The 1,280-nt window shown below is 70.8% G+C and carries 2 protein-coding genes and 1 pseudogene; all 3 read right to left on the bottom strand.

Annotation, left to right across the window (positions count from 1 at the left end; genetic code table 11):
- Window positions 1–278, bottom strand: a pseudogene (locus tag BZY54_RS48985) (hypothetical protein); the annotation flags it as partial.
- A 227-nt stretch (window positions 279–505) separates the two neighbouring features.
- Window positions 506–835, bottom strand: coding sequence for a hypothetical protein (locus BZY54_RS55790; RefSeq protein WP_425276404.1), 330 nt, complete (start codon window positions 833–835; stop codon window positions 506–508).
- Complete coding sequence (locus BZY54_RS54605; RefSeq protein ID WP_244217742.1) at window positions 787–1,203, bottom strand: hypothetical protein; 417 nt, start codon at window positions 1,201–1,203, stop codon at window positions 787–789. Before BZY54_RS54605 ends, BZY54_RS55790 begins: the two co-directional genes overlap by 49 nt.
- Window positions 1,204–1,280 lie beyond the last annotated feature (77 nt).

Raw genomic sequence — 1,280 nt, 5'->3', positions numbered from 1 at the left:
GTTCTCTGATGCGGCACTAGGTCGAGGTGGGTGATGGTCAGGTGGCCGACCGTCAGGTTCGTGTCGTGGAGCTCGATGGTGTCTTTGGCTTCCAGGGCCACTTCTTCCCGGGCCGCTGCCTCGGAAGGGGCGTTGGTGTAGACGGTGATCAGGCCGGGGACGATGAGCGCGTATGTGGCGCTCGCGGGGACTTCTTCGGTCGCGTCGGCGGGGGGCTGGGAAGGGCTGGTGTCGATGCGGGCGGTGACGGTCGGGGTGCGCTGGGCGTGCGTGGTCATGGGGCTCCTCGTGTGCGCAGTGCTGGGTGTGCCGGCGCGAGGGCGCGGCGGGCCACACGGTGGGGGGCTGCGGAGTTAGGGCGGCAAGAACGCCGGAAGGGGTGCAGTCCCTCCGGCTCTGCTCGGGTGCGGTCGGCTGGCCGAGACGGGCCGCGGTACGCGGGACGGCCCCTGGGCCGGGACAGGTGTCCCGGCCCAGGGGCCGTGGGGGTGGTCAGCCGTTGGGGTCAATGGCGGCTGGTGGCGCGGGTGCCAGCGAGGGTGGTCAGGTGAGGGGCCGGGGGTGGTGGTTCGGTGCCAGGGGGGCAGTCGAGGAGGCCGGTGACGGTCGTGAGGCCCCGCTGGGAGGTGAACGTGATGGTGGGGTCAAGTGGCTTGATTGCGTGCTTCCAGCCCGGGTCGTGCTGGGTGAACAGTCCAGTGGGCGGAAGGTCCACGGCCAGGCGAGGGAGGCTGGTGTAGCCGTGGGCCGTGAAGAAGTGCCTCTTGTAGTGCTCGTGGCGCAGTGTCAGGGCCCGGAATCCGGCTCGGCGGAAGTCGGTCTCGACGCGGGCCAGGATGCGGGCCGCGATGCCTTGGCGACGATGCTCGGGATGGACGCGATGGTGTCGATGTTGCTGACCCGGTCGGTGAGGGTGCGCCGCACGCGGGCGGGGATCTGCCGGTTGAGCATCCACCGGGCCGGGCCGACGTGGACGGCACCGACAGGGGTGCCGTCGGCGGTTTCGGCGAACAGGAAGTGGTTCAGGCCATGGGAGAACGGCCCCCTCTCGTCACGCAGGGCCAACGCGATGGTGTTCTTCAGGGCGGGGAGTTCGTCGGCGGGGAGGTGGAGGTCGACGAGCAGGGTGAGGGCGAAGTACGTGTCGATCTCGTCGGCCCGCACGGGGCGGATCGTGATGCTGGGGGGCGTGAGGGTGGTCATGCGGGTGCCTTCCGGTCCGGATGGTGGGGCCGGGCTCACGTCTGGGATGGGGAGCCCGGGCGGCACGGGGACCGTGG

Origin of the sequence: Streptomyces carpinensis (assembly GCF_002154505.1) — a bacterium.
Lineage (GTDB): Bacteria > Actinomycetota > Actinomycetes > Streptomycetales > Streptomycetaceae > Streptomyces > Streptomyces carpinensis.
The sequence above is the reverse complement of the archived record's forward strand: the minus strand, read 5'-3'. Positions and strand labels throughout refer to the sequence as shown.